This is a genomic window from Rhodococcus sp. FW305-130 (assembly GCF_058788335.1).
Window position 1 is genome coordinate 631,540 of record NZ_JBYTAP010000004.1, and the last position, 26,852, is coordinate 658,391.

The following is a 26,852-nucleotide window of genomic DNA, read 5'->3' on the forward strand; positions in this document are numbered from 1 at the left end:
CGATCAGACTCGCTACCGGCGCGCGTTGAAATCGACAGACGGCTTTGCGTCGTCATGGCTGCCGGGAAGGACGTTCTTGGCCTGCTTGAGCGATTCGATCGTCTTCTCCGGAGCCCTCAGCTTGCGCACACGCAGATAACCGAGCAGCGCCAGAATCGCGGTGGTCACCACCATGATCAGGAAGACGATGAGGAACGCCAGCCAGCGCGGCACCCAGGTATCGAGCATCTCGGCCAGGAAGAAAAAGAAGAAAAACGAGCTGAACAGCAGAACCGTGAAGGCCAGGATGAAGAAGACACTGCCCTGCAGACCCTTCTTGACCTCGCCCGTGACCTCGGCCTTGGCAAGTTCAACCTCGGCGCGCACGAGGGTGGAGACCTGTGCGGTCGCGTCCTTGACGAGGGCCCCGATGGTGGCCTCACCCGGCGTGCGGGCGTCCACATCGGTGAGAGGGATGGACGAGACCGTGTTCGGTACTCCATCTCCGGTGAAGCGCTGGCTCTCTCCGTTGGTCAAGCTCACTTGTCGACCTCTCCAGGTAGTTCTCTCGCGTCCGTGGCAATGGCGGTGGAAGCGTCGTCTCGAGCCGCATGAACTCGTCCACGTCGCCACAGCAGCGCTGATCCGATCAGCGATGCCACCAACGATGTCACGAGAACTGCGGCCTTCGCTATCTCGGCCTCGCTGCCATCGCCGACCCCGTCCAATGCGAGGTCTGCTACAAGCAGGCTAACGGTGAACCCGATGCCACCGAGAACTGAGAGGGCAAACATGTCTCTCAATTCCAGTGTCTTGGGCTTGGTGGCTATGCCCAATTTGATCGCGAGCAGGGAAATTCCGAAGATTCCGACGGTCTTTCCGACCAGAAGGCCGACGACAACCGATTGCCCGACGGGGTCGGTGAAAATGTCGCCGAGTACCGCGGCGTTGATCGGAACACCGGAGGCGAACAGTGCGAACACGGGGACGCAGAAGCCTGCGGAGTACGGCTGAATGCGGTGCTCGAGGCGGCTGCCCGGCGCGTATTCCTCGTCCGGATCGCGCCTGACACGGGTGAGTAGGCCGAGCGCGACGCCCGCGAGTGTGGCGTGTATCCCCGCTTCGTGCATCGCGTACCAGGTCAGTAGTGCCAGCGGGACGTAGAGGAACGGCGTCGTGATGCGCTTGTGCTGGGCGTAGGCGTAGACAGCGAGGGCTGCGGCCGCGGTCAGCAGCCACAACATCGCGAGGGAGCCGGTGAACAGTACGGCGATGAGGATGATGGCGAGCAGATCGTCGACGACGGCCAGGCTGAGCAGGAAGACTCGGGCGCTTGCGGGGATCTTCGATCCGGTGAGAGCGAGCACGCCGAGGGCAAAAGCGATGTCCGTCGCGACGGGAATGGCCCAGCCCTTGTCCATACCTGGAGTGCCGAAGCCGATGGACGCCGCGATGATCGCGGGGACCAGGACGCCGCCGCACGCCGCGATGATCGGGAGCATCGCGGCTTTGCGGTCCGCGAGCTCGCCGACCACCAGTTCGCGTTTGAGTTCGAGGCCGGCGACGAAGAAGAAGACGGCAAGCAGTCCGTCTTGCGCCCAGGTGCCAAGGCTGAGGTCCAGATGGAGTGCAGACGGGCCGATCTGGAAGTCGCGCAGTGCGATGTAGCTCTCACCGAAAGGTGAGTTCACCCAGATCAGAGCGACGGCAGCGGCGATGAGCAGTATCGATCCGCCCACCGTTTCGGTGCGGAGATAGCGGGACAGTTCGGAACGCAAAGTGGAGATCACGCGTGGGGACGACCTTTGTTCGTGCACCCGAGTTCGGATGCAACAGACATGAACGTGATCGACGTTGTAAAGCATCGAATGCACGTGCCGACCAGACTTCCCGGCTCACCTTTACGGGATTTTATCGCGGATTGCTCGCTGAGCCGAATTCGCGAACCGAATTTGCGCCGGAAAACCCCGCGGGTGTTCAATTCCTACTGATTGGGACACCATCCCACCAATTGGACAATTTTCGTATAACGGCGCAGGAGCATGTTTTGAGCACGTCAGTCAGTGAGAACCCACCCAAGCCGGAGGGCGGCGACGCAGATACCGTCGCCGGAGTGCCGCGCAGCCGAATCGTGGTTGCCAGCATGGTGGGTACGTCCATCGAGTTCTACGACTTCTACATCTATGCAACAGCGGCAGTATCGGTGTTCCCGCACCTGTTCTTCCCGAAGGGCAACGACACCACCGCGCTTCTCGCGTCGTTGGCGACGTTCGGACTCGCGTTTGTCGCCCGTCCCCTCGGCTCGATTCTCTTCGGACACTTCGGTGACCGCGTCGGACGCAAGGCAACTCTGGTCGGCTCGCTGCTGACGATGGGCATCGCGACCTTCCTCATCGGACTGCTGCCCACTTATCACCAGATCGGTCTACTGGCCCCGGCGCTGTTGGCGCTCATGCGTTTCTGCCAGGGCCTCGGACTCGGCGGCGAATGGTCTGGCGCGGCTCTGCTCGCGACCGAGACGGCCAAGGAAGGCAAGCGGGCCTGGGCGGCGATGTGGCCGCAGCTCGGTGCACCCATCGGCTTCTTCATGGCCAACGGACTGTTCCTGATCATCACGTTGTTCATGAACCACGACAATTCCAGCCCGGACCTCGAAGGTGCCTTCCTGAGCTGGGGGTGGCGAATTCCGTTCCTGCTCAGCGCAATCATGGTGATGATCGGCCTGTACGTCAGGCTCAAGCTCGAAGAGACCCCGGTGTTCGCGCGCGCAGTCGAGCGCGGCGAGAAGGTCAAGACCCCGGTCGCCGAGGTATTCAAGACCAGCTGGCGTCAGCTGATCATCGGTACGTTCGTGATGCTCGCGACGTACACGCTCTTCTACATCATGACCACCTGGGTGCTCAGCCACGGAACCGGCAAGACGGCGGCCGACGGCGGAACTGGCGCCGGCTTCAAGTACACCGATTTCCTTGTTCTGCAGCTCATCGCAGTCGTGTTCTTCGCTGCTGCCGTGCCGGTCTCGGGTTGGCTTGCGGACCGTTACGGGCGTCGCATCACGCTGCTAATCATCACCGGCCTGATCATGGTGTTCGGCTTGACCTTCGGCGTGTTCCTCGAACCGGACGGAATGAACGACGGTCGTATGTTGGCGTTCCTCATCGTGGGCATGCTGCTCATGGGCCTGACCTTTGGGCCGATGAGTGCCGTTCTCCCGGAACTCTTCCCGACCAACGTCCGCTACACGGGCTCGGGAATCGCGTACAACACCGCCAGCATTCTGGGCGCTGCGGTGGCGCCGTTCATCGCCGTCTACCTCGCGAAGAACTACGGCGTCGGCTGGGTCGGCATCTACCTCCTCGTGGCGGCGACGCTGACTTTTGTTGCGCTGCTGGTCATGCGCGAGACGAAGGGTGAGTCGCTAGACGATGTAGGGGCATAACCCTGCTGTGCGCCTTTATTAACCCCCGGCGGTTAATAAAGGCGCACAGCAGTTGTCAGGGAAGCTGAGCAGGCAGGACGTGCTCACCGGTCTTGTCGGTGCTCAAGGCCAAGGAACTGATGTACTGCTTCTCGCCGTTCGGGCCGGGAACGTTCGACGCGAGCATGTCGGGTCGCTCGAACTCGATGCCGCTGACGCAGCACAGAAGCGTTTCACCCGAGGGGTTCCCGTACTCGTCGAACATCGGCAGATCGATGCCGTCGTCGGTGCGTCGTAGGTAGTACTTGCCCTTGGTGGCGACGGCGAGGACCGGCGGCATCACCAGTGCGATGACGATCGCGACGATCGGGGAGAACGGCTTGATCGCCGAACCGAAAGCACCGAAGAACACCAGGATCGAAATGCCCGCGGCCAGCAGCATCGACACGAAGCCGACAGGATTGACGTCGTAGAGCATCCCGCGTCGGAACTCGGGGACCTTCGGGGAGAGCTTCAACCAGTACTTGTTGATCGCGATGTCGGAGGCGACGACCACGACCCAGGCGATACCGCAGTTCGCGTAGAAGCCCAGGATCGTGTTGAGGAAGTCGAACATGTTGGCTTCCATCAAGATCAGTGCGATCGCCAGGTTGACCAGAACGAAGATCATGCGTCCCGGGTAGGTCTTGGTGACGCGGGTGTACGAGTTGGTCCAGGCCAGTGAGCCGGAGTACGCGTTGGTGACGTTGATCTTGATCTGGCTGATGACCACGAGGATCACGGCAAGGGTCATGGCCAGCCAGTGCGGCATCATGTCCTGGTAGATCTCGAGAAACTGGTGCACGGGCTGGTTGGCGATCGAAGATCCGTCGACGACGTTCGCGATGATGTACACGGCGAGGAACAGTCCGACGATCTGCTTGAACGCGCCGAAGATGACCCAGCCGGGCCCCGCGAGAATTACTGCAGCCCACCAACGACGGGTGTTCTCCGGCGTCTTGGGCGGCATGAAGCGTAGGTAGTCGATCTGCTCGGCGATCTGTGCGATCAGCGACAGGCAGACACCCGCGGCCAGCATCACCGATCCGAAGTTGACGCCCTTGCCGTTTGCGCCGTCCTCGCCGCCGAAGGCGAAGAACGCGCTCACCGAATCTGGGTGCTTGAACAGCAGATACAGGAACGGCAGCACCATCATGACGAGCCACAGAGGCGTCGTCCACACTTGGAGCTTTGCCAGAGCCTTCATTCCGTAGATGACCAGTGGAATGACCATCAGGGTCGAGACCGCGTATCCGATCGAGAGTGGGATCCCGAGCCCCAGTTTCAAACCCTGGGCCATGATGGAACCTTCGAGCGCGAAGAAGATGAAGGTGAACGTCGCGAAGATTACGTTGGTGACCACGGAGCCGTAGTAGCCGAAACCGCTTCCGCGCGTGATCAAATCGAGGTCGATGTTGTATCGCGCGGCGTAGTAGGCGAGTGGGAAGCCGGTGGCCATGATGACGACGGCAAACACGGCGATGCCCAGCAATGCGTTACCGGTGCCGTACGAGATGCCGATGTTGGCGCCGATCGAGAAGTCTGCGAGATACGCGATTCCGCCGAGTGCGGAGGTCGCGACGACGCCGGTTCCCCATTTGCGGTAGCTGCGTGGCGCGAATCGGAGGGTGTAGTCCTCCAGAGTCTCCTTCAGTGCGGCGTTCTCACCGAGATCTGCCCTGTCCGGTGCGCCGGCGGACACCTGCTCGTTCACTGCTGTCATGACGTCACTTCCCCTGGGTGCCTGTGCATGTGCACTTTGTGGTGCAGGCACCCAACCTAGGGAGGTGGCGTTACGCGGACATGTTTGAAATGTGTCGCCCACGTTGCGGATTCGATCCGCAACGTGAGCGAGCACTCATGGGACTTTCTTTACCTGTATCTGATCACCAACTGCCCGCGCCTGCAAGGCGAGTGGCTGCGTCCCGACTGGTCGTAGGTTGAGAACGGCGGCGGCCACCGGGTCGGCCAAGACGTTTCGGATGGTCCGGCGCAGGCCACGTGCTCCGTACACCGGATCGAATCCGCGCCGTTGCAACAGAGCGACGGCGCTGTCGTCCACGTCGACGTCGACGCCTCTCCTGGCCAACCGAGTCGTGATCAGTTCGATCTCGAGCCGCGTCACTTGTTCCGCGGTCTGTTCGTCGAACTCGTCGAGGATCACGGTTTCGTCGATGCGGTTGAAGAACTCGGGGTCGAAGAACTTCTCGAGAGCGCGCTGCACCAAGTGGTGACCATGGTGTGGTCGATCGATCCGGACGCGATCGGCGAGCTGCCGCACCCGGGACCGTCGACGTTCCGCCACCGCAGCAGAACCGAGATTCGAGGTCAGGAACACGTAGCTGTTGCGGAACGAGATCTTCTGCTGACCGTTCGCCAACCGGAGTTCGCCGTTGTCGAGGACCTGCAGGAGCGCACGTAGAACGGTGGGGTCGGCCTTCTCCACTTCGTCGAACAGGACGATTCCGGGGGTGTACGGATCGCCCTCGACGGTGTTCTTGTCGAACAGTGTGAAGGACTCCTTGCTGCCGGCGTACCCAGGCGGAGCCCCGGAGAACGACGCCGCATAATGCTCTTGAGCAAGAGCATTCATGTCGATGCGGCACAGATCGTCGGGCCCGGACCGTAGTTCCGCGGCCACGCGCCGCACCAACTCCGTCTTGCCGACGCCGGTGGGGCCGACCAGAAGGATGTTGGCGAGCGGACGCGTCGGATCCGTGGCACCGACATGCGCGATCGAAATCGCCCGAACCACTGCGTCGACGGCGGCCTGTTGTCCGACGATCTTGGAACTCAGGGCTTTCGAGAGCTTGCGAGCGTCGAAGGCCCCGACCGGTACGGGTTCGGATCGTTCCTCGGCTGGTGGCGGTGCTGCACTGTTCCGGTCATGGAGCATGTCGGTGATATACGGCACAGCGAGATCCTTAAACTTCGATTGTCTTCTCGACCGGCAGGTTTCCGACGCGGCAGTCCGCTACGCCCACTGTGTCTCGGGTGATGGCCTCGACGCGTTCCTGAGCCTTCTGGGCATCGGTGACCCACAGCTTGTAGAACTCGAACGGGCAGTCAGCGACGCCCTTGTCTCCGTCACCTGCTGCGTGGACACCGGAGTATCCGCGGTGGAGGAGCTTGAAGATGTGGTTCTGGGACTGATCGTTCTCGCGTGCGTCGCGAATGGCTGAGACGGACAACTGCGCGTACTGGATTCCGTATTCCTCCTCTCCGGTCTCACCCAGCGTCCGACCGTCGAACCCGATGATCGCGGAGTGTCCGAAGTAGGAGTAGACGCCGTCGAATCCGGCTGCATTGGCAACTGCCACATAACAATTGTTGGCCCAGGCCATTGCCTTGGACATCATCACCTGCTGGTCCTTGGCGGGGTACATGTAGCCCTGGCAGCGGACGATGAGTTCTGCACCCTTCATCGCGCAGTCACGCCAGATCTCCGGGTAGTTGCCGTCGTCGCAGATGATGAGCGAGATCTTCAGGCCCTTGGGACCCTCGGATACGTACGTGGTGTCGCCGGGGTACCACCCTTCGATGGGGCACCAGGGCAGGATCTTTCGGTACTTCTGAACGATTTCGCCCTTGTTGTCGATGAGAATCAACGTGTTGTACGGCGGCTTGTTCGGGTGGTCTTCGTGCTGTTCACCGGTGATGGAGAAGATTCCCCAGGTATCGGCCTCGCGGCAAGCGGCGGAAAAGATTGCGGTCTCGTCACCGGGGATGGTTGCCGCTGTCGCATACATCTCCTCTTCGTTGTACATGATTCCCTGCGTGGAGTATTCGGGGAATACCACCAGATCCATTCCGGGGAGTCCGGTCTTCATGCCGATCATCATGTCGGCGATCTTGCGCGCGTTCTCGAGAACTCCGGCGCGATCGTGCAGGCGGGGCATCTTGTAGTTGACTACTGCTACGCCGACCGTGTCGTTGCTCGAGGAGATGTCACCGTGTCGCATTGTCTTTCACTCCTTGGTTGTGTGGATCAGTTGAAGACTGGATGAGTCTGGGGAACTGCGGCTTTGGGTGTGGCGAGGATCTTGGCCAGGCCGAGGAGAACCAGAAGCGCTCCGGCCCAACCGGCGGCTACCGCGGGTGTGGTGTGGAAGTTGTCGGTCAGGATCAGAAAGGCAGGAACAGTGCAGGTGGGCTGGCTCAGCAGGACTGCTGCCCAGCCGGTGAAGCGGCTGAGGTTCTCGCGGCCGAGGCCGAGCACCAGGAAGAACAGCGTCCACAGTGCTGCCCATGCGAGCCAGATGACCCCGAAGACGGGGTCGTTGCTCACCGTGAACGAGAGGAAGGAGTACACGAGCGCGGCGCACGCGACGAACAGTGAGAACCACCCGATTCCTTCCGGTTCGAAGCCGGCGAGATTGCTGATTCCTACGTAGAGGTAGGTGAATCCGAACAGGTAGAGACCTGAGGCCGCCAGGACGGCGCTCGAATCTCCCTGTGCCTGAATCAACAAAACGGTGGGGACGACGCATTGAAGTGCGCCGACGAAGAGGTTGAGGACCGAGGCGGATCGAACGGGAACTGTGCCGAGCAGCATCAGTCCGTTGACGAAGAGGACGGCTCCCACGTAAAGCAAACCAACACTGCCCATCGGGCACCTCCGGTTACTTTCGGGACGGGTTACTTTCAAATGAAATGATTCCAAATGAAACTAAGTGATGCGCGCCACAGAAGTCAAGAGGTGGATCTCAGGGGAAGGTTTCAGAGGGTGGCGATGATCGAGAAGTCGAGTCCGTCGGCGACGGCCAGCTGAATCTTCTGTCGTGCAACGCGATCGCGAAACTCGACGGTTCCGCGAGGTCCGTCGTATGCGGCGCCTTCGACGACGGCGTCCAGGGCGTGCGGGTGGGTGCTGTCGGCGCGTCGAACCAGGGCCGAAAGGGTATGTATCCCTTCGTAACACGACTCGGCAGCGTTGTTCAGTGCCGGAGCGTGCGCGCCGTGCAGTGCGATGTAGCGCCCGAGCAGGTCCATGGAGTTACCGTCGACCATCGAGCGGAAGTACGCTGCCGAGGCAAACAGGTTCCGGGTTGCGCGGGGGCCGCTTGCGAGCAGCATGTTTTCTTCCATCAACGGGCTGAACCGGATCATCGACTCGTCGAGGCCTCGGCGGGCGAAGGTTCGGTTGAAGTCGACGGCGTCCTGCCCGACGAGGAGCATGATCACGCCGTCGCAACCGGAGTTCGAGACGGTCTCGACCAACTGCTTCATGTTGCCGCGCCCCAGATCGACAAACGAACCGCCGACCAGGGTGAGGTCGAGTTCGGTGGCGAATTGCCTCACGGCCCCGAGCGAGCTGTGAGGCCAGATGTAGTCGTCGCCGACGACGAACCACTTGCGCGCTCCGACGTTGTCGCGCAGCCACTTCAGTGCCGGCGCGATCTGCTGTCGTGGTGTTTCGCCCGAACAGTAGATTCCTGGTCGGACCTCGCCGCCCTCGTAGAGCGAGGTGTACGAGTACGGAATACGGCCTGCGACCACCGGTGCGAGTGCGTGGCGGACCGAGGAGATGTGCCAACCGCTGACGGCGTCGATGTCACCTGCGTCGAGTAGCTGTTGCACGCGGGCTGCGACGACGCCCGGCGAAGCGCCGCCGTCGATCACTTCGATCTGGACTTCGCGTCCCAGTACGCCGCCGGAGTTGTTGAGATCGCGGGCGGCCAATTCGCTGATCGCCTCACACGACGGACCGAACAGTCCGGCCGGTCCTTGGAGGGGAACCACCATGCCCAGGCGCCATACGGCGCTGCGCGCGCGTTCGAGCGCGCCGGTAGCGCTCATGCGTCGCCGCCGGAATCGGAAGTCAGCGGCCTGGCCTGGGTTACTATCATTTCATTTGAAAGTATTGCCCGAGAAGTGTGAAGTACGCAACAGCGGGGGAGCGATCAGTGGGAAAAAGTGACTCCGGAATTCTTGATGCTTCGCTGACGACCGCGCTGGTCCGAGCGGCTCGAATGGCCGCGGCAGCGGCGGAGAAGACGCTGGCGGCTGAGAATCTCACTCTCGATCACTGGATGACGCTCGAAGCCTTGGCGTCGACCGAGGGGCTGACGATGGCTGAGCTGCGCGATCGAACGGGAACACCGGCTCCGACGCTGACGCGAGTTGCGGACAAGTTGGTCTCGCTTGCGCTGATCTATCGCGAGGTCGGTGAGGACGATCGCCGGAAGGTGCGCGTGTTTCTCTCCTCGCGTGGAAAGTCTCTGCACAAGCGGGTTGCCGCAGACATTCGCGTGGCCGAGGAGTCTTGGCTGACGTCGAAAGAGGAAGTGAAGTTGCGAGAGGGGCTCCGCCCCTGTGCGCCTTTCCGGTAGTGGGGACTACCAGAAAGGCGCACGGGGGCCGAAGGCCTTACTTGCCGCGGATTGCGTCGAATACCTTGGGATCGACCAGGGTTGAGGTGTCTCCGAGGTCGCGGCCTTCGGCGACGTCGCGCAGGAGGCGGCGCATGATCTTGCCGGATCGGGTTTTCGGCAGTTCCGGCACGATCGTGATCTGACGCGGCTTGGCGATGGGGCTGATGTCGGTGGAGACCTGCGCCTTGAGCTCGGCGATCAGAACCTCACCGGTGTTCTCGACGCCTTCGCGCAGGATGACGAACGCGACGATGCCCTGTCCGGTGGTCTCGTCCGCGGCACCGACGACGGCAGCTTCGGCGACTCCGTGATGGTTGACCAGTGCTGACTCCACCTCGGAGGTGGAGATGCGGTGACCGGAGACGTTCATGACGTCGTCGACGCGGCCGAGGACCCAGAGGGCGCCGTCGTCGTCGTACTTGGCGCCGTCACCGGCGAAGTACCAGCCTTCTTCGGCGTAGCGGGACCAGTAGGTGTCGCGGTAGCGGTCCATGTCGCCCCAGATGCCGCGGAGCATCGCCGGCCACGGCTCGTCGAGGACGAGGTAACCGTTGCCGCCAGGGCCGAGGGGCTTGGCGTCGTCGTCGACGATCTTCGCGGAAATGCCCGGCAGTGGTGCCATCGCGGATCCGGGCTTGGTGGCGGTGATACCGGGCAGCGGGGAAATCATGATCGCGCCGGTCTCGGTCTGCCACCAGGTGTCGACGATGGGAGCCTTGTTGCCGCCGATGACGTCGCGGAACCAGCGCCACGCTTCGGGGTTGATGGGCTCGCCCACAGATCCGAGCAAACGGATCGAAGACAAGTCGTGGGCGTCGGGAATTTCCCGGCCCCACTTCATGAACGTCCGCACGAGGGTGGGTGCGGTGTAGTAGATGGAGACGCCGTACTTCTCGATGATGTCGAAGTGGCGGTGCTCGTTCGGGGAGTTGGGGGTGCCTTCGTAGACGACCTGGGTGACACCGTTGGAGAGGGGTCCATAGACGATGTAGGAGTGTCCGGTGACCCAGCCGATGTCGGCGGTGCACCAGTAGACGTCTTGTCCCGCTTTGTGATCGAAGACGTTGTGGTGGGTGTACGACGCCTGGGTGAGGTAGCCGCCGGAGGTGTGGATGATGCCCTTGGGCTTACCGGTGGTGCCGGAGGTGTAGAGGATGAACAGGGGATGTTCGGCGTCGAAGGCCTGCGCTTCGTGCTCAGGTGAGGCCTGCGCGACGGTCTCGTGCCACCACAGGTCGCGGCCGTCGGTCCACTCGACGTCGATGCCGGTCCGGTTGACCACCAACACGTTCTGGACGGAGTCGGCGCCGGCGACGGATTCGTCGACCGCTGTTTTGATGGGTGCTGCGGCGCCGCGTCGCCACTGGCCGTCGACGGTGACGACGAGCTTGGCTTGGGCGTCGTCGATGCGCGAGCGTAGGGCAGTGGCGGAGAATCCGGCGAAGACGACCGAGTGCGTCAGGCCGAGGCGGGCGCAGGCGAGCATGGTGACGATCGCTTCGGGGATCATCGGCATGTAGATCGCGACGCGGTCACCGGCGACGAGGCCGAGGTCGGTGAAAGTGTTTGCGGCGCGGCTGACTTCGGCGAGGAGGTCGTTGTAGGTCAGGTCGCGGGAGTCGCCGGGTTCGCCTTCGAAGTGAATGGCGACGCGGTCGCCGTTGCCGGCGAGGACGTGGCGGTCGACGCAGTTGTAGGCGACGTTGAGCTTGCCGCCGACGAACCACTTGGCGACGGGGGCGTCGGTCCAGTCGAGGACGTCGGTCCATTTCTCGTGCCAGTGAAGGCGCTCAGCCTGATTCGCCCAGAAAGCGAGGCGGTCGGTATCTGCGGCAGCCTGCAACTCCGGTCCCGCGTTGGCGGCCGCAGCGAACTCTGCGCTCGGCGGATATGCCTGGGGGACGTCTGTTTCGGCTGCGCTTGTCATGGCTGACGGCCTTCTTTCCACATTGATCGACACTTTTCTGACTCCGTGTGAGGGTAGTCACAAGCTCGCTCAAACGCACCGTTGCATCACGTTGCAACCCGTTGTCCTGCGACGATCGGTCGAATCGATGCGACGGGTGGTCACTTCCGCCGACGAATGAATGTGTCCGAATTCAATTACCCCCAATTTTCCAACAATGGGTGCGGTGCGCGCTTCGGGTTCGATGTGTCTATTGTCAAACCATTATTCGACCGCAACTCGAAGTCACGTTCACTTTCAGTTGTAGGCGACACGACGCCGGCAGTTACGGCTGTCGGCAGGCCGCGAGCATGCTCGGGGTCACTTAGATGTGGAAGGAATTCCTTTGCGTATCTCACGCATAGCGACCGGCGCGGTCGCGCTCGGAATGACGGCAGTGCTGATCACGGCATGTTCGTCCGGCGATTCGTCGGGCGGATCGTCCAGTGGCGTCGTCAACGCCTGGGCGGGCGAGCCTCAGAACCCGTTGATCCCCACGAACACGAGTGAGAACATGGGCGGCCGCGTCCTCGACTCACTGTTCTCCGGTCTCGTTTCGTACACCGCAGACGGCGGTACGGAGAACGAGGTTGCCGAGTCCATCGAGAGCACCGACGGTCAGAACTTCACCGTCAAGCTCAAGGACGGCTGGACCTTCACGGACGGCACCCCCGTCACCGCGAAGTCGTTCGTCGACGCGTGGAACTACGGAGCCCTCTCCACCAACGCTCAGCTTCAGGCATCGTTCTTCGATCCGATCAAGGGCTACGACGAAGTTGCCGCCGAGGTTCCGACGGCACAGACCATGTCGGGTCTGAAGGTTGTGGACGACTCCACCTTCACCATCGAACTCAAGCAGCCCGAGTCGGCGTTCCCCGATCGCCTCGGCTTCACGGCGTACTACCCGCTGCCCGAGGTCGCGTTCAAGGACATGACCGCCTTCGGTGAGAACCCGATCGGCAACGGCCCGTACAAGCTCGACGGAACCGGCGCGTGGCAGCACAACGTCCGCATCGACACCGTCGTGAACCCGGACTACAACGGCAACCGTAAGCCGAAGAACGCCGGCGTCGACTTCATCATGTACAACAGCCTCGACACGGCGTACACCGATCTCCTGGCCAACAACGTCGACGTTCTCGACCAGGTTCCTCCGAGCGCCGTCACGACCTTCGAGTCGGACCTGCCCGGACGCACCGTCAACCAGCCGTCGGCAACCATCGAGACGTTCACGATCCCGGGTCGCCTGCCGCACTTCAGCGGTGAAGAGGGCATGCTCCGCCGTCAGGCGATCTCGATGGCGATCAACCGCGATCAGATCACCCAGCAGATCTTCAACAAGACCAGGACGCCTGCACTCGACTTCACCAGCCCCGCGATCAAGGGCTGGAACGACTCGCTGACCGGTAACAGCAACGTGAAGTTCGATCCTGAGGCGGCCAAGGCTGCTTGGGCCAAGGCCGACGCCATCGCACCGTGGTCCGGCAGCTTCGAGATCGCCTACAACTCCGACGGCGGACACCAGGAATGGGTCGATGCCACGGCGAACAGCATCCGCAACACCCTCGGTATCGACGCGAAGGGCAAGCAGTACGCCACCTTCGCTCAGATCCGCACCGAAGCCACCGACCGCACCATCCAGAGCTCTTTCCGCTCCGGTTGGCAGGGCGACTACCCGCAGCAGTACGGCTTCCTGGCGCAGAACTACCAGACCGGCGGCAGCTCCAACGACGGTGACTACTCCAACCCCGAGTTCGACCGCCTCCTGCGCGAATCGGCCGGCCAGACCGATCAGGCGAAGGCTCAGGAACTGCTCGATCAGGCCCAGGAAGTCCTGCTCAAGGACCTGCCCGCAGTTCCGACGTGGTACCGCAACGCTGCCAGTGGATGGTCGGAGAACGTTTCCAACGTGACCATCAGCTGGAACGGTGTTCCGGTCTACGAAGACATCGAAAAGAACTGACGCGTAGAACGATCCGCATCTGAAACGTGAGTTCGGGGCGGCAGGCGCCCTGCCTGCCGTCCCGAACTCGTGTTCACACCGGACTGTCCGCTGACGTACACGATCATCGACAAGGAGGTGATCCGATGCTCTGGTACATCGGTCGCCGAGTGCTTCAAATGATCCCGGTTTTTCTCGGGGCCACTCTTCTGATCTACGCCATGGTCTTCCTGCTTCCCGGTGATCCGATTGCCGCGTTGGCGGGCGACAAGGCGCTCAGTCCGGCTGTGGCAGCACAGCTTCGGGAGCGCTACCACCTCGATCTCCCCTTCTATCAGCAGTACCTGCTGTACCTGAAGGGCATCTTCACGCTGGACTTCGGCACGTCGTTCTCCGGACGACCTGTCAGTGAAGTTCTGGCACAGGCATTTCCGATCACGATGAAACTTGCCTTCATGGCACTGATCGTCGAGACGGTCTTCGGTGTCGGCTTCGGCCTCATCGCGGGCCTGCGTAAGGGCGGATTCTTCGACAGCACCGTCCTGCTGTTCAGCCTCGTTCTCATCGCCATCCCGATCTTCGTGATCGGCTTCCTGGCTCAGTTCTTCATCGGCGTCAAATGGGGCATCGTCCCGCCGACGGTCGGTGGCAACACCAGCTTCACCAATCTCCTGCTCCCTGCCCTGGTTCTCGGTTCGGTCTCGTTCGCGTACGTACTGCGACTGACCCGAACGTCCGTGGCGGAGAATCTGACTGCCGATTACGTCCGCACCGCTACCGCCAAGGGACTTTCCCGTGGACGAGTGGTTCGCGTGCACGTGTTGCGCAACTCGCTGATCCCCGTGGTCACGTTCCTGGGTGCCGACCTCGCGACGTTGATGGGCGGCGCCATCGTCACCGAGGGCATCTTCAACATCAACGGCGTCGGCGGCACGATCTACCAGGCCGTGACCAGAGGTGAAGCGCCGACGGTGGTTTCGTTCGTCACCATCCTGATCGTGATCTACCTGATCGCGAATCTGCTCGTCGACCTCTTGTACGCCGCGCTCGATCCGAGGATCCGCTATGTCTGAGACCGTGAAGACCGGACGCGCAGTCCGGCAAAGTCATTTCGTGGCGCCGCCCGAAGTTGCGGCACCGGGGGAGACGGACGCCGTCAAACTCGATCAGGCGCCGACGAGCATGTGGACCGACGCGTGGCGCGACCTACGCAAGCGTCCCCTGTTCATCATCTCGACGATCATCATCCTCGCGGTCATCGTCATCGCAGCGTTTCCGGGCTTGTTCACAAGCACCGATCCGCGGTTCTGCGACCTGACCTACAGCATGCAGGGGCCGACCTCAGGGCACTGGTTCGGTTTCGACCGCCAGGGCTGTGACGTGTACTCGCGCACCATCTACGGTGCTCGCGCATCCGTACTCGTGGGCGTCGGTGTCACGGCGTCGGTGCTGGTGATCGGCGTGATCTTCGGTGCGCTGTCCGGTTTCTACGGCGGATGGACCGATTCGATCCTCTCCCGTGTCGCCGACATCTTCTTCGGCATCCCGCTGATCCTGGCTGCCATCGTCCTGATGCAGCTGTTCACCGATCGCACCATCTGGACCGTCGTCGGCGTGCTGGCGCTCTTCGGCTGGCCGCAGATGGCAAGAATCGCTCGAGGCGCGGTGATCTCGGCGAAGAACAACGATTACGTCATGGCCTCGGAAGCGTTGGGTGTCTCGAAGCTCAAGACACTGATCCGCCACGTCATCCCGAACTCGTTGGCGCCCATCATCGTGGTCGCCACCATCTCGCTCGGTACGTACATCGTTGCCGAGGCGACGCTGTCCTTCCTCGGTATCGGTCTTCCGTCCACCGAGGTTTCGTGGGGCGGCGACATCAGCAACGCTCAGGTGACGCTGCGTCAGGGTTCGACCATTCTGTTCTACCCGGCAACGGCTTTGGCGATCACCGTTCTCGGATTCATCATGATGGGTGACGCTCTGCGCGACGCCCTCGATCCCAAGTCGCGGAAGCGGTGAGCACGATGACCACCAAGGAAACTCTCACCTCGGAGGAAACTCCGTTGCTCGAGATTCGTGATCTCGAGGTGTCTTTCCAGTCCAATTCCGGTCCGGTTCCGGCAGTTCGAGGCGTCAGCCTGACCGTCTACCCGGGTCAGACGGTCGCGATCGTCGGCGAATCGGGTTCGGGTAAGTCCACCACCGCCCACTCGATCATCAATCTGCTTCCCGGCACCGGCAAGGTGACGGCAGGCGAGATCATCTTCGACGGCAAGGACATCTCGAAGGTCTCGGAGAAGGACTTCGTCCACATCCGGGGAAGCCAGATCGGTTTGGTTCCGCAGGACCCGATGTCGAATCTGAATCCCGTGTGGAAAGTGGGCTTCCAGATCGAGGAAGCACTGGCCGCCAACGGGATCGCCAAGGGCAAGGCAGCCAAGGTTCGGGCCGCCGAACTGCTCGAGGAGGCAGGACTCGCCGAAGCCGAGAGCAGGTTGGGGCAGTACCCGCACGAGTTCTCGGGCGGTATGCGTCAGCGCGCACTCATCGCGATCGGGTTGTCCGCTCGTCCGAAGCTCCTGATCGCGGACGAGCCGACGTCGGCGCTCGACGTCACGGTCCAGCGTCAGATCCTCGATCACCTAGACGGTCTGACAACGGAACTCGGCACCGCCGTTCTGCTCATCACTCACGATCTGGGCTTGGCCGCCGAGCGCGCCGAGCATCTGATCGTGATGAGCAAGGGTCGTATCGTCGAATCCGGTCCGGCACTGGAGATTCTGAAGCGCCCGCAGCATCCGTACACGCAGAAGCTGGTCGCGGCTGCGCCGTCGTTGGCGTCGAAGCGGCTCAGCTCGTCGGTGGCGCGCGCCGAGATTCGCGAACAGGCGGAAGAGGTCGCCGAAGCGGTCAAGGCCGAGGAAAGTGCGGCAGAGTCCTTCGGCAAGGCGACCGACGACGTTCTTGTCGTCGATCATCTGACCAAGGTGTTCAAGCTGCGCAAGGGTTTCCGCAAGACCACCGACTTCACAGCCGTGAACGACGTGTCCTTCAAGGTCCGCCGCGGAACCACGACTGCAATCGTCGGCGAATCGGGTTCCGGTAAGTCGACGGTCGCGCAGATGGTTCTCGGTTTGCTCGAGCCCACCGCAGGCAACGTGGTCTTCGACGGTCAGGACGTGTCCAAACTCGGTGCGAAGGAAACCTTTGCGTTCCGTCGTCGAGTGCAGCCGATCTTCCAGAACCCTTACGGCACGCTCGACCCGATGTACTCGATCTACCGCACGATCGAAGAGCCGCTGCGTACCCACAAGGTCGGGACCAAAGCAGAACGGGAGGCTCGCGTCCGCGAACTTCTCGACAAGGTCGGTCTGCCCCAGTCGGTCATGCGACGGTTCCCGAACGAGCTCTCCGGCGGACAGCGTCAGCGCGTCGCAATTGCGCGAGCGTTGGCACTTCAGCCGGAGGTCGTGATCTGCGACGAGGCGGTCTCCGCTCTTGACGTGCTCGTGCAGGATCAGATCTTGACCCTGCTCAACGACCTGCAGGCAGAGTTCGGGTTGACGTACCTCTTCATCACGCACGACCTGGCCGTGGTTCGCCAGATCGCGGACAACGTGTTGGTGATGTCGCGTGGCTCGATCGTCGAATCGGCACCGATCGACGACGTGTTCGGCAATCCGCAACAGGACTACACCCGCAAGTTGCTCGACGCGATTCCCGGCGGGTCCATCACGCTGGGAAGCTGACGCAACAGGTAGGTAGGCAAGTCCGCAGAGGGGCTGCAAGGGTACCGTCGTTGATCGTGACGGACCCCTTGCAGCCCCTCGTCGATCTTCCAGGCGTACGCGCCGCCGCCGATCATGCGCGCGACGCTCTGGGTGAGGTTCATCGGCACAAGACCAACCGTCGCGGTTGGCCCACCACTGCCGCCGAAGCCGCGGTTCGCGCTGCGCGAGCTTCCGCATCGCTGGCCGGTGGCACCACCGAATTGCCGGCCGAGGGCATGGCCGGTGATCCGATTCTCGCGGGTGCTCTGCGCGTGGCTCAGGCTCTGGACGGCGACAGTCTTCCCCTCATGGAGTCGACGTGGAAGCGCGCCCCGCTGCAGGCTTTGGCCCGGCTGCACCTGCTGGCCGCGGCAGACCTCGTCGAGGACGCGGATCAACTGGGGCGGCCACGGTCGGATCGCGGAGTGGGGGAGCGGTTGGACGCTCTCGCGCAACTCGTTACCGGCGGAACCAGTGCACCGGCGCCGGTTCTGGCGGCCGTCGTGCACGGAGAACTCTTGGCGCTGAGCCCGTTCGGCACCGCTGACGGCATTGTTGCACGTGCGGCTTCGCGTCTGGTTGCGGTCTCGTCCGGGTTGGATCCGCACAATCTGGGAGTCCCCGAGGTCAGTTGGCTTCGGCGGCCGCAGGCGTACACGGACGGCGCGGCTGGATTCGCTTCGGGAAATCCAGCGGGTGTCGGCAGTTGGGTGATCTTGTGCTGCGGAGCTCTCGAAGCCGGTGCGCGAGAAGCGACTTCGATCGCCGACGCGGCGACTGGATAGTCTGCAACAGGGCGGGGCCGGCACATAACGAACGGGCGGCGCTGCCGATAAATCGACTTCGCCGCCCGTCAGCACGGACTACTCGTTACCAAGCGTGCTCGGTGGGTTGTGTGGGTGGCCTCGGCGAGGGATCGCACTTTCTGAGGTCGTCCCCGCAACCGGTGCGGGGTCCTCGCTCAAATTGAACGAATCTCGCAGGCCCACAACGCTTCTGCCCTTATAGTGGCTTGTGCTCCGCGTGGGTGCCCTAGTGCCCGTGCTAGGAATTTCAGTTGGGGAAACGGTCCTTCTCTTCCGAGCCGTTCCTGGCCTTCCGTTCTTCCGTAACTCCTTTGTACCCTGTGTCCGGGCTCACAGCAAGTACCAATTTTTGTTTGTGGGCATTGGATTTCAGCGTTTCCGACGCAGTAGCCCGAAGGTCATGGCGCCGGCCACCAGAGCTGCGATTCCCACCGCTGCAGTAGTGGCCACCGTCGTCGTGGACTGGGCTGACAATCGCGCGCGAAGCGAGACCGGGTTCGAGAAAGTCAGTATGGGCCAACCGTTTACGGCCGCTTCCTTGCGTAATGCACGATCGGGGTTGACTGCGGTGGGATGTCCGACCGCCTCGAGCATGGGCAAATCGGTCACCGAGTCGGAGTAGGCGTAACTGGCGGCGAGGTCGTAGCCGTATTCCGCGGCGAGTTTTTCCATCGCCTCGACCTTGCCCGGACCGTAGCAGTAGAAGTCGACCTCGCCGGTGTAGTGGCCGTCTTCTTCCCTCATCGACGTCGCCACGGAATGGGTGGCGCCGAGGGCGCGGGCGATCGGCGCGACGATCTCCTCGCCCGACGCCGACACCACGATGACGTCGTGTCCACGCAGCTTGTGATCGGCGATCAGATCGGCCGCCTCGGCAAAGACGAGTGGGTCGACGATGTCGTGCAGAGTCTCCGCGACGATGGCCTTCACCTGTTCCACGTCCCAGCCCGCGCACATCGCAGTCAGGTGCTCGCGCATGCGCTCCATCTGATCGTGATCGGCGCCGGACAGAAGAAACAGGAATTGCGCATAGCTGCTCTTGAGAACCGAGCGTCGATTGATCAGACCCTGGGCGAAGAATGGCTTGCTGAACGCCAGGGTGCTCGACTTCGCGATGATCGTTTTGTCCAAATCGAAGAAAGCGGCTGTCCGCCCGGTATTCAGTCCGTTCGCAGGCTTGTCGGTCACAGGAATGAGGATAGTCCGACAGGCGGTTCGTGTGCTCCTCGGCAAGCGTCCTCTTTCGGCGAAAAACAGCAGTTCAGTGCAGCTCAGGCTTGCATTTCTCGCCAATGGCGGGTGTAAGATCGTTGCTGTTCGATTCGTTCGAACTAGTTCAGCCCGACCCCCCGGGGCTGAACTCAGACGGCCCCCGCCTCCTCCCCCCATTGGCGGGGGTCGTCCTCTGTCTCAGGCCTGTTTCTCCACAACTTCCCAGTTGTCCACAGACTCTCTCGACCCACTGTTTTCGGTGCCGGTGCTCGTTCAGGCTCTGCAGTCATGAACACGACGATCAACTCTCGGGAAACCGGGGCTCCCATTCTGGTTCTCGTCGACGACGCGAAGGTCCTCGCGAGCGTGCGCCGCGTCGCTGCCGCGGTGGACCGCTGTCTGGACGAGGCCGAGCATCCCGTTTCCCGGCAACAGTGGAACCGGGCCTCGGCGGTCGTGTTGGACGCGTCGGCTGCGCGGGATGCTCTGACTCGTTCCCCTAAACGAACGCGAGTGTTCCTCGTGTGCGACGGCACACCGACCGTCGACGACTGGAAGAGCGCCACCGCGATCGGAGCCGACAGCGTTCTGTCCCTGCCGGAAGAGGAGAACGCGTTGGTCGCAGTTCTGGCCGACCACGTAGACGTGAGTGGTGACGGCACCGTCGTGAGCGTGGTGGGTGGTTGTGGCGGCGGCGGAGCCTCGGCAACTGCGGCGGCTGTCGCGTTGACGTCGGCGGCACGTCACGTCCCGACGCTACTGGTGGACGTCGACGCACTCGGCTCCGGCGCTGATGTGCTGTTGGGCATCGAGACGACCCCCGGATTGCGTTGGGGTGCACTGACCGTCGAGGGCGGGCGGCTGGCCCCGGATGCGCTGCGCGATGCCCTGCCGGCAAAGGGAAAGTTCTTGAGGGTTCTGGCGAGCAGTCGCCGCGAGATCGACGGTCCGACAGTGACCGCCGTTCGCGCCGTGCTGGACGCAGGTCGCAGTTCCGGCGGACTCGTGGTCTGCGACGTGCCACGTCATCCCAGCGAGGTAGGTCAGGCCGCGTTGGAGATGTCGGATTTGGTTCTCGTGGTGGTTCCGGCCACCGTGGCTGCGTGCGTCGCTGCCGAGAAGGTCGGAGCCTGGGTGGTGCGACACAACTCCAATGTCGGGCTCGTCGTGCGTGGGCCGGCGCCGGGAGGCCTACGCGGCGCCGATGTGGCAGACATGCTCGGCCTGCCGCTGACGGCCGTGATGCGCGGCCACCGCTCGCTGGCGCCGATGCTCGAGCGCGGTGGCCTCGAATTGACCCGAGGTTGTCCGCTGAGTGCGGTGGCAACAGCGGTACTCGACGCCGTCGAATCCGGCGCACGCCCGCGCAGGGCTGCGGCATGAGTGCGTTGGTCACGACAGAACTGCTCGACCGAGTTCGCGAGCGGCTGACGGCGTCGTCGGTCGCCGAGCCGACGGCGGCCACCGTTGCCGACGCCGTGCGAGCCGAGTCCTCCGGCGTTCTGGCGGACACGGATCTGTTGGAGGTCGTCAGGGTGCTCCAGACGGAACTGACAGGCGCAGGGCCGCTCGAACCACTGCTGCACGAACCCGGTGTCGCCGACGTACTGGTGACCGCGCCGGATCAGGTCTGGGTGGACCGCGGGGTCGGCCTCGAAAGGTCAGGGGTGCGGTTCACCGACGAGGCAGCGGTGCGTCGACTGGCGCAGCGGTTGGCACTGTCGGCAGGTCGACGCCTCGACGACGCCCAACCGTGGGTCGACGGCCGTCTGCGGGGCGTCGGCGACGGGCACTTCGGGGTACGACTTCATGCCGTACTCGCACCGGTGGCCCAGGGCGGAACCTGCGTGTCACTGCGAGTGCTGCGGCCCGCAACTCAGGGTCTCGACGCGCTGTGTGCTCACGGCGCCGTGGAACCGGACGCGCGCGAACTCCTCGATCGCATCATCTCTTCTCGCTTGGCCTTCCTGGTGATCGGCGGGACCGGCGCGGGAAAGACCACGTTGTTGTCCGCCATGCTCGGCGCCGTCGACCCGCGCGAGCGAATCGTCTGCGTCGAGGACGCGGCCGAACTAGCGCCGCCGCATCCGCACGTCGTCCGCCTCGTCGCCAGGGCTCCCAACGTCGAGGGCGTCGGAGAGGTGACGGTGCGCGATCTGGTTCGGCAGGCACTGCGGATGCGTCCCGATCGCATCGTCGTCGGTGAGGTCCGCGGTGCAGAGGTGACGGATCTGCTCACGGCGATGAACACCGGCCACGACGGCGGCGCCGGCACAGTTCACGCCAATTCGCCCGAAGAGGTGCCGGCCAGACTCGAGGCGTTGGCTGCGCTCGGCGGTATGGATCGCCACGCGTTGCACAGTCAACTTGCCGCGGCAGTTCAAGTGATCCTGCACGTACACAGATCGGCCGACGGATCGAGGCGTCTCGAACAGATCGGCGTCATCGATCGCGGTGCGGACGGATACGTACAAATCATGCAGGCATGGCCGGACGGCGGTTCGGGTCGTGAGCGGCTCGAGCGGATGTTCCGGCTTCGCAATCGAGAGGTCGGGACGTGACAGTTTCCTTCCTGGTCCTCGCGTTGGCGGTCTCGATTGCGCCGGTGCGGGATTCACGTGCTCGGCTCGCTACGTACGCCCCGAGCATCCGCAAGCCCTCCCGGCAGATTCCGTGGCAGTTGGTCGCCGCATTTTTCGCGGTGTCGGCCGCATGGGTTCTCGGAGGCTTGTCGGCAGGATGCGCGGCGGTTGTCCTCGCCGGAACCTTGATCTTTCGTGGGCGCCGCGCGAAGGCGGCCGAAAACCGGGACCTCTCACAGAAGATGCTGCTCTCCGGTCTGGAGGTGCTGATCGCCGAGCTGAGCGTCGGCGCGCATCCTGCAAGTGCCAGTTCTGTTGCAGGCGAGGAATGTACCGGCGAAGTAAGTGCGGTGTTCCGGTCCGCTGGGGCCAGGGCGCGTCTCGGTGGTTCTGCCGCGGCGGCCTTCGCGGTACCGGATTCGTGCATCGAGCGTGAGTTCTCCCGCATCGGATCCGTCTGGCGGGTCGCAGACCAACACGGTCTGGCGCTGGCTGAACTACTCGGCGCGGTCCGGACGGACATGTTGGGGCGTAGACGCTTTCGTCAGCGCACCGAGGCCGGGTTGGCGGGCGCTCGGGCGACGGCTGCGGTGCTGGCTTTTCTACCGCTGCTGGGGATCGGCCTCGGCCAGTTGATGGGGGCGTCGCCTCTGCGCGTGCTGTTCGGCGGTGGGCTCGGCGGCGTGCTGCTCGTGATCGGAACTGCCTGTGTCTCAGCTGGTTTGCTCTGGACCGACCGGATAACTGCGAAGGTCACGTCGTGAGTTGGGCATCCGTGGCGATGATCGCGTTGGCGCTCGCGATCATTCCCGCTCGCCGCGGCGCTTCGGCCAGGGCGGCAGAAATTCTGTTCGCGGACACAACAACAGAAAATTCGGTTGCAGCCCCGGACAAGCCGGATCCACTCGCAGTTGCCGCAAGTCTCGACCTGCTCGGGGCCTGCCTGCGAGCGGGGCTTCCCGTCTCCGCCGCGATCACAGCGATGGCGTCGACCGCGCCGAAACCGATGGCTGACACGCTCAGTCGCGTCGCCGACCTTCTCACGCTCGGTGCTGATCCCGACGCCGCGTGGAGCGAAGCCGCTCTCGATCCCGATACCGAGGCGCTGGCCAGAATGGCTCGGCGTTCCGCCCGTTCGGGTTCGTCGCTGTCCTCGTCCATGGCCGAACTCGCCGAGCGCAGTCGAGGTGACGCCGAGGATCTGGCTGCTGCCGCGGCCGAACGTGCGGGAGTGCTGATCAGCGGTCCACTCGGACTGTGTTTCCTGCCGGCGTTCATCGCCTTGGGCATCGTCCCGGTGGTGATCGGGCTTGCCACGACTGTGCTCGGTAACGGCCTGTTGTGAGCCGGATCCGTATGAAAGCTCCTGCGGCAGAACTGCTGCCACAGGTTTTGATTGAAGGGGGAAAAATGATTTCGAAGACGTTCAGGACGATGTCGGCCAGATTTGCGCTGTTGGTAACGGAGGACGACGGTATGTCTACCGCGGAGTATGCGATCGGCACGATTGCGGCTGCCGCATTCGGTGCCGTCCTGTACACGGTTGTCACCGGCGACTCCATTGTCTCGGCGCTGACAGGCATCATCGACAAGGCGCTCAAGACAGCTGTGTGATGTTGTCCACGAGAGGTATTCGGCAAGCCGACGACGGCGCCGTGACGGTGGAGGCTGCGATTGCTCTGGCTTCGATCGTCACGGTGGTCGTGCTGTGTATCGGTGGCGTCCTCGCGGTGTCGATGCAGGTTCGGTGTGTCGACGCCGCTCGTGAGGCCGCGCGGTTGGTGGCACGTGGTGATCGTGAGTCTGCGGTCGCCACGGCCCGCCGGATCGCACCCCAAGATGCGTCGATCTCGGTGGAGATCGTTGACGGCTTTGCCGTTGCCGTTGTCAGCGCCGAGAGTACGTTGCTGCCGTTGGTCGACATTTCTTCCGAGGCTGTGGCAGCTGTGGAGTCAGGGGTGGAAGAGGGGTGAACCTACGTGACGACGAAGGTGTTGCCACGGTTCTGGCGTGCTGCGTTCTGGCAGCGATCGTGATGGTGACTGGTGGGATGCTGCATGTCGGGTCCGCGGTGGTGGCCCGGCACACTGCTCAGTCGGCCGCTGATCTTTCGGCTCTCGGCGGTGCGGGCGCCTTGGACGGAGGTGAGGCGTCTGCGTGTGCGAAGTCCGCGGCGATCGCGGAGCGTATGCGTACGGTGCTCGCGGAATGTGAGGTGCAGGGGTGGGATGTAGTTGTCGAGATACGTGCACCGGTGTTGTTGTCGGGCTTCGGGATCGGCGACGCGCAGGCCTACGCTCGTGCGGGTCCGATCGGCTGATCGTGTCTCAGCTGATCGTATCGATGACGGCGGTCAGAACCTTGACCGCGCCGTCTTTGTCGAGTGGGTCGTTTCCGTTGCCGCACTTGGGTGAATAGACGCAGGACGGGCATCCGTGAGCGCACTCGCAGGAGAGTATGGCGTCGCGCGTCGCGGTGAGCCACCGTGACAGTTCGCTGTGCCCCCGGTCGGCGAACCCGGCGCCGCCGGCGTGACCGTCGTAGACGAAGACAGTCGGGAGTCCGGTGTCCGCGTGCATCGCCGTCGATACGCCGCCGATGTCTCCGCGGTCGCAGATCGCCACCAGTGGCAGCAGGCCGATCGCGGCATGTTCGGCGGCATGCAGTGATCCGGGGAACCGTTCGGGCGGCACCCCGATGGATTCGAGAAGTTCCGGCGTGACCGTGTACATCACTGCCCTGGTGGGCAAAGTGTGAGCGGGCATGTCGAGTTCGATCGAGTCGAGGACTTCACCCGAAGTCAACCGTCGTAGGTACCCGACGACTTGATGTGTCACCTCGACCTGGACGAGAGCGACGGCGATGTCGCCGTAGTTCTTGTGCTCGAGTTGTTCGGTGATCGTGATTTCGGTGGTCTCGCGGGCCGAGGTGGTCCAGTCCGGATTCTCGGTGTGCACCAATGCGAGTCCGACATCGAGGTCCAGTTCATCGACGACATAGGTCTCGCCTTGATGAATGTGCACGGCACCGGGATGAACTGTGGCCGGAGCGCGGCCCGCATCGACAGTACCCAGCATCCGGCCGGATTCACCGTCGACAATGGCCACCTGAGTTCCGATACCGCCGCGAATGTCCAAAGAGCCGTGGGGGTTCGAATCGACGGTGACGAACCATCCGTGCTTTCGGCGCCGGATCTTGCCTTCCTCCGACAGCCTGGTCAGAACCTCGAGAGCCCCGAAAGCGTCCACCTCGACATCGGAAAGTGGGAGTTCCATTGCAGCGCAGAGAAGTTGTGGTCCCAGGACGTACGGATTTCCGGGATCTGTCACCGTCGCCTCGACGGGTTTGTCGAGTACCGCCGACGGATGGTGAACGAGGTAGGTGTCGAGTGGATCGTCGCGGGCGATCAACACGACGAGTGAACCCTCGCCGCGTCGCCCGGAGCGACCGGCCTGCTGCCAGAACGAGGCAACGGTCCCCGGGAAGCCTGCCACGACAACGGCGTCGAGGCCTGCGATGTCGACGCCGAGCTCCAGCGCGTTGGTGGTGGCTGCGCCCAGCAGCGTGCCGTCGGCGAGCGCAGCTTCCAGTTCGCGACGGTCCTCGGCCAGATATCCGGCGCGATACGACGCGACTCGCTCGGCGAGGTCCGGGTCCACCTCGGCGAGTAGACGTTTGGTGGCCATCGCGGTCAGTTCGGCACCGCGGCGGGAGCGGACGAAGGTGAGAGTACGGGCGCCTTCGATCATGAGGTCGGCCATGATCCGCGCTGCTTCCGCGCCCGCGGGACGTCGTACCGGGCTACCGTTTTCGCCGGTCAATGCCTCGAGTAGCGGAGGCTCCCACAGTGCGACGGTGCGTGGGCCGTGAGGCGATCCGTCTTCCGTGACCTCGGTGCAGTGTGCGCCGATGAGCCGCGAGGCCGCTGCGCCGGGATCTGCCGTGGTCGCGCTGGCCAGGATGAAGGTAGGTTCGGCGCCGTAGCGCGCTGCAATCCTGCGAAGTCGCCGGATCACGAGCGCGACGTTGGATCCGAAGACTCCCCTGTAGGAGTGGCATTCGTCGATGATCACGTATTTCAGGTTGCGGAAGAAGTGCGCCCATCGCTGATGGGTGCGGAGCAGCGAAATGTGGATCATGTCAGGGTTGGTGAAGAGCCAGCGTGAGTTCTCGCGTGCCCAGGTGCGGAGTTCCTGCGAGGTGTCGCCGTCGTACGCACTGGCGTTCGTGCTGCGAAGTTCGACGTCGAAGTCGGTGAGGGACAGCACTGCTCGCAGTTGATCCGAGCCCAGCGCTTTGGTGGGGGAGAGGTACAGGGCAGTTGCGAGCGGATCGGTCGCCATGGCCGTCAGCACCGGGAGTTGGTATGCCAGTGACTTACCCGACGCCGTACCGGTGGCCACGACCACGTGTTTTCCCTCGTGAGCGAGGTCGGCGGCCTCACTCTGGTGGATCCACGGGGACCGCACGCTGTGCTCGGCGAGCGCGCGTACGACGCTGGGGTGCACCCACTCCGGCCATTCGGTGAACTCGGCTACGCGAGCAGGCAACTGCGCGGTGAACATCAGTGGTTTTTCGCTTCCACTGACCCCGGCGACGACGCGATCGAGCAGCATCTGCCCGTAGGTGTCGCCAGGCTTCCCTCCCGGGGCGGGGATCGGGGAAGGTGCGTTCACGTGACTCTCCGGGCTCGGCGTTGGGGTGTGACGGCAATCGGAAACTGTCGCTACCTGCAGTTTTGATGATACGCAACGGCCGGCGGTCTTGGTGGAACCGGGTGGT

The 26,852-nt window shown here is 63.2% G+C and carries 24 protein-coding genes; 14 read left to right on the forward strand and 10 right to left on the reverse strand.

Going from position 1 to position 26,852, the window contains the following annotated elements; translation table 11 throughout:
• Positions 1 to 12: 12 nt before the first annotated feature.
• Together AC3WQS_RS16065 and nhaA are read right to left on the reverse strand one after the other, a co-directional pair.
• Positions 13 to 522, reverse strand: coding sequence for a phage holin family protein (locus AC3WQS_RS16065; protein WP_019746625.1), 510 nt, complete (start codon positions 520 to 522; stop codon positions 13 to 15).
• Entirely contained in the window at positions 519 to 1,853 is a 1,335-nt protein-coding gene (nhaA, locus tag AC3WQS_RS16070; RefSeq protein WP_019746626.1) for a Na+/H+ antiporter NhaA, read from the reverse strand. Before nhaA ends, AC3WQS_RS16065 begins: the two co-directional genes overlap by 4 nt.
• A gap of 173 nt (positions 1,854 to 2,026) precedes the next feature.
• On the opposite strand from nhaA, the gene AC3WQS_RS16075 reads away from it, so the two are divergent.
• Positions 2,027 to 3,418 (forward strand): MFS transporter, encoded by a 1,392-nt coding sequence (locus AC3WQS_RS16075; protein WP_020968263.1) that lies wholly within the window; start codon positions 2,027 to 2,029, stop codon positions 3,416 to 3,418.
• 55 nt (positions 3,419 to 3,473) lie between these two features.
• Here AC3WQS_RS16075 and AC3WQS_RS16080 read toward each other — a convergent pair whose 3' ends face one another.
• The 5 genes from AC3WQS_RS16080 to AC3WQS_RS16100 form a co-directional block, all read right to left on the reverse strand.
• Positions 3,474 to 5,159 (reverse strand): purine-cytosine permease family protein, encoded by a 1,686-nt coding sequence (locus tag AC3WQS_RS16080; protein ID WP_019746628.1) that lies wholly within the window; start codon positions 5,157 to 5,159, stop codon positions 3,474 to 3,476.
• Positions 5,160 to 5,294: 135 nt separating this feature from the next.
• Positions 5,295 to 6,350 carry an AAA family ATPase gene (locus AC3WQS_RS16085; protein WP_492713431.1) on the reverse strand — a complete coding sequence of 352 codons (1,056 nt, stop codon included), beginning with the start codon at positions 6,348 to 6,350 and terminating at the stop codon, positions 5,295 to 5,297.
• 10 nt (positions 6,351 to 6,360) lie between these two features.
• A complete protein-coding gene (locus AC3WQS_RS16090; protein ID WP_019746630.1) occupies positions 6,361 to 7,398 on the reverse strand; it encodes an aliphatic amidase in 1,038 nt (345 codons plus the stop codon).
• A gap of 26 nt (positions 7,399 to 7,424) precedes the next feature.
• Positions 7,425 to 8,045 carry an AmiS/UreI family transporter gene (locus tag AC3WQS_RS16095; protein ID WP_042950513.1) on the reverse strand — a complete coding sequence of 207 codons (621 nt, stop codon included), beginning with the start codon at positions 8,043 to 8,045 and terminating at the stop codon, positions 7,425 to 7,427.
• Positions 8,046 to 8,155: 110 nt separating this feature from the next.
• The gene (locus tag AC3WQS_RS16100) at positions 8,156 to 9,235 is read right to left on the reverse strand and encodes a substrate-binding domain-containing protein (RefSeq protein WP_414210017.1); all 1,080 of its coding nucleotides are present in this window, start codon (positions 9,233 to 9,235) and stop codon (positions 8,156 to 8,158) included.
• Positions 9,236 to 9,342: 107 nt separating this feature from the next.
• Between AC3WQS_RS16100 and AC3WQS_RS16105 the strand changes: the two genes are divergently transcribed.
• Positions 9,343 to 9,768 (forward strand): MarR family transcriptional regulator, encoded by a 426-nt coding sequence (locus AC3WQS_RS16105; RefSeq protein ID WP_041815521.1) that lies wholly within the window; start codon positions 9,343 to 9,345, stop codon positions 9,766 to 9,768.
• A 37-nt stretch (positions 9,769 to 9,805) separates the two neighbouring features.
• On the opposite strand, the gene acs is transcribed toward AC3WQS_RS16105, so the two are convergent.
• Positions 9,806 to 11,737, reverse strand: coding sequence for an acetate--CoA ligase (gene acs / locus AC3WQS_RS16110; protein WP_029254340.1), 1,932 nt, complete (start codon positions 11,735 to 11,737; stop codon positions 9,806 to 9,808).
• Between the two features lie 364 nt (positions 11,738 to 12,101).
• Between acs and AC3WQS_RS16115 the strand changes: the two genes are divergently transcribed.
• The 5 genes from AC3WQS_RS16115 to AC3WQS_RS16135 all read left to right on the forward strand — a co-directional run bounded on the left by AC3WQS_RS16115 (position 12,102) and on the right by AC3WQS_RS16135 (position 18,255).
• Positions 12,102 to 13,718: a peptide ABC transporter substrate-binding protein gene (locus AC3WQS_RS16115; RefSeq protein WP_020968269.1), complete on the forward strand. Its 1,617-nt coding sequence runs from the start codon at positions 12,102 to 12,104 to the stop codon at positions 13,716 to 13,718.
• A 125-nt stretch (positions 13,719 to 13,843) separates the two neighbouring features.
• The gene (locus AC3WQS_RS16120; RefSeq protein WP_019746637.1) at positions 13,844 to 14,770 is read left to right on the forward strand and encodes an ABC transporter permease; all 927 of its coding nucleotides are present in this window, start codon (positions 13,844 to 13,846) and stop codon (positions 14,768 to 14,770) included.
• Positions 14,763 to 15,719, forward strand: a complete 957-nt coding sequence (locus AC3WQS_RS16125; RefSeq protein ID WP_003946092.1) for an ABC transporter permease — start codon at positions 14,763 to 14,765, stop codon at positions 15,717 to 15,719. The genes AC3WQS_RS16120 and AC3WQS_RS16125 overlap by 8 nt, the downstream gene beginning before the upstream one ends.
• Positions 15,720 to 15,724: 5 nt before the next feature.
• Positions 15,725 to 17,449: a dipeptide ABC transporter ATP-binding protein gene (locus tag AC3WQS_RS16130; protein ID WP_020968270.1), complete on the forward strand. Its 1,725-nt coding sequence runs from the start codon at positions 15,725 to 15,727 to the stop codon at positions 17,447 to 17,449.
• A 56-nt stretch (positions 17,450 to 17,505) separates the two neighbouring features.
• Complete coding sequence (locus tag AC3WQS_RS16135; RefSeq protein ID WP_020905979.1) at positions 17,506 to 18,255, forward strand: Fic family protein; 750 nt, start codon at positions 17,506 to 17,508, stop codon at positions 18,253 to 18,255.
• 390 nt (positions 18,256 to 18,645) lie between these two features.
• Here the strand turns inward: AC3WQS_RS16135 and AC3WQS_RS16140 are convergent, their stop codons facing one another.
• A complete protein-coding gene (locus AC3WQS_RS16140; RefSeq protein ID WP_019746641.1) occupies positions 18,646 to 19,464 on the reverse strand; it encodes an HAD-IB family hydrolase in 819 nt (272 codons plus the stop codon).
• A gap of 312 nt (positions 19,465 to 19,776) precedes the next feature.
• Here AC3WQS_RS16140 and ssd point away from each other — a divergent pair, with 312 nt between their 5' ends.
• The 7 genes from ssd to AC3WQS_RS16175 all read left to right on the forward strand — a co-directional run bounded on the left by ssd (position 19,777) and on the right by AC3WQS_RS16175 (position 24,390).
• Complete coding sequence (gene ssd / locus AC3WQS_RS16145) at positions 19,777 to 20,871, forward strand: septum site-determining protein Ssd (protein WP_020905980.1); 1,095 nt, start codon at positions 19,777 to 19,779, stop codon at positions 20,869 to 20,871.
• Positions 20,868 to 22,049, forward strand: coding sequence for a TadA family conjugal transfer-associated ATPase (locus tag AC3WQS_RS16150; protein ID WP_084325658.1), 1,182 nt, complete (start codon positions 20,868 to 20,870; stop codon positions 22,047 to 22,049). The genes ssd and AC3WQS_RS16150 overlap by 4 nt, the downstream gene beginning before the upstream one ends.
• Positions 22,046 to 22,834: a type II secretion system F family protein gene (locus AC3WQS_RS16155; RefSeq protein WP_021342690.1), complete on the forward strand. Its 789-nt coding sequence runs from the start codon at positions 22,046 to 22,048 to the stop codon at positions 22,832 to 22,834. The genes AC3WQS_RS16150 and AC3WQS_RS16155 overlap by 4 nt, the downstream gene beginning before the upstream one ends.
• Complete coding sequence (locus tag AC3WQS_RS16160; protein ID WP_020905983.1) at positions 22,831 to 23,415, forward strand: type II secretion system F family protein; 585 nt, start codon at positions 22,831 to 22,833, stop codon at positions 23,413 to 23,415. Before AC3WQS_RS16155 ends, AC3WQS_RS16160 begins: the two co-directional genes overlap by 4 nt.
• A gap of 65 nt (positions 23,416 to 23,480) precedes the next feature.
• Positions 23,481 to 23,684 carry a DUF4244 domain-containing protein gene (locus tag AC3WQS_RS16165; RefSeq protein ID WP_020905984.1) on the forward strand — a complete coding sequence of 68 codons (204 nt, stop codon included), beginning with the start codon at positions 23,481 to 23,483 and terminating at the stop codon, positions 23,682 to 23,684.
• A complete protein-coding gene (locus tag AC3WQS_RS16170; protein WP_020968274.1) occupies positions 23,684 to 24,043 on the forward strand; it encodes a TadE family type IV pilus minor pilin in 360 nt (119 codons plus the stop codon). The genes AC3WQS_RS16165 and AC3WQS_RS16170 overlap by 1 nt, the downstream gene beginning before the upstream one ends.
• Positions 24,040 to 24,390 (forward strand): Rv3654c family TadE-like protein, encoded by a 351-nt coding sequence (locus tag AC3WQS_RS16175; RefSeq protein ID WP_019746648.1) that lies wholly within the window; start codon positions 24,040 to 24,042, stop codon positions 24,388 to 24,390. Before AC3WQS_RS16170 ends, AC3WQS_RS16175 begins: the two co-directional genes overlap by 4 nt.
• Before the next feature lie 7 nt (positions 24,391 to 24,397).
• On the opposite strand, the gene AC3WQS_RS16180 is transcribed toward AC3WQS_RS16175, so the two are convergent.
• Entirely contained in the window at positions 24,398 to 26,686 is a 2,289-nt protein-coding gene (locus AC3WQS_RS16180) for a DEAD/DEAH box helicase (protein WP_492713544.1), read from the reverse strand.
• Between the last annotated feature and the right edge of the window lie 166 nt (positions 26,687 to 26,852).

What these genes read in the sequence shown, in the direction of transcription:
- AC3WQS_RS16080 (WP_019746628.1), bottom strand. Translation starts at nt 5,159, where the DNA reads ATGACAGCAGTGAACGAGCAGGTGTCCGCCGGCGCACCGGACAGGGCA.
- AC3WQS_RS16090 (WP_019746630.1), bottom strand. Translation starts at nt 7,398, where the DNA reads ATGCGACACGGTGACATCTCCTCGAGCAACGACACGGTCGGCGTAGCA.
- AC3WQS_RS16095 (WP_042950513.1), bottom strand. Translation starts at nt 8,045, where the DNA reads ATGGGCAGTGTTGGTTTGCTTTACGTGGGAGCCGTCCTCTTCGTCAAC.
- AC3WQS_RS16100 (WP_414210017.1), bottom strand. Translation starts at nt 9,235, where the DNA reads ATGAGCGCTACCGGCGCGCTCGAACGCGCGCGCAGCGCCGTATGGCGC.
- acs (WP_029254340.1), bottom strand. Translation starts at nt 11,737, where the DNA reads ATGACAAGCGCAGCCGAAACAGACGTCCCCCAGGCATATCCGCCGAGC.
- AC3WQS_RS16120 (WP_019746637.1), top strand. Translation starts at nt 13,844, where the DNA reads ATGCTCTGGTACATCGGTCGCCGAGTGCTTCAAATGATCCCGGTTTTT.
- AC3WQS_RS16125 (WP_003946092.1), top strand. Translation starts at nt 14,763, where the DNA reads ATGTCTGAGACCGTGAAGACCGGACGCGCAGTCCGGCAAAGTCATTTC.
- AC3WQS_RS16130 (WP_020968270.1), top strand. Translation starts at nt 15,725, where the DNA reads ATGACCACCAAGGAAACTCTCACCTCGGAGGAAACTCCGTTGCTCGAG.
- ssd (WP_020905980.1), top strand. Translation starts at nt 19,777, where the DNA reads ATGAACACGACGATCAACTCTCGGGAAACCGGGGCTCCCATTCTGGTT.
- AC3WQS_RS16150 (WP_084325658.1), top strand. Translation starts at nt 20,868, where the DNA reads ATGAGTGCGTTGGTCACGACAGAACTGCTCGACCGAGTTCGCGAGCGG.
- AC3WQS_RS16165 (WP_020905984.1), top strand. Translation starts at nt 23,481, where the DNA reads ATGATTTCGAAGACGTTCAGGACGATGTCGGCCAGATTTGCGCTGTTG.
- AC3WQS_RS16170 (WP_020968274.1), top strand. Translation starts at nt 23,684, where the DNA reads ATGTTGTCCACGAGAGGTATTCGGCAAGCCGACGACGGCGCCGTGACG.
- AC3WQS_RS16180 (WP_492713544.1), bottom strand. Translation starts at nt 26,686, where the DNA reads ATGCTGCTCGATCGCGTCGTCGCCGGGGTCAGTGGAAGCGAAAAACCA.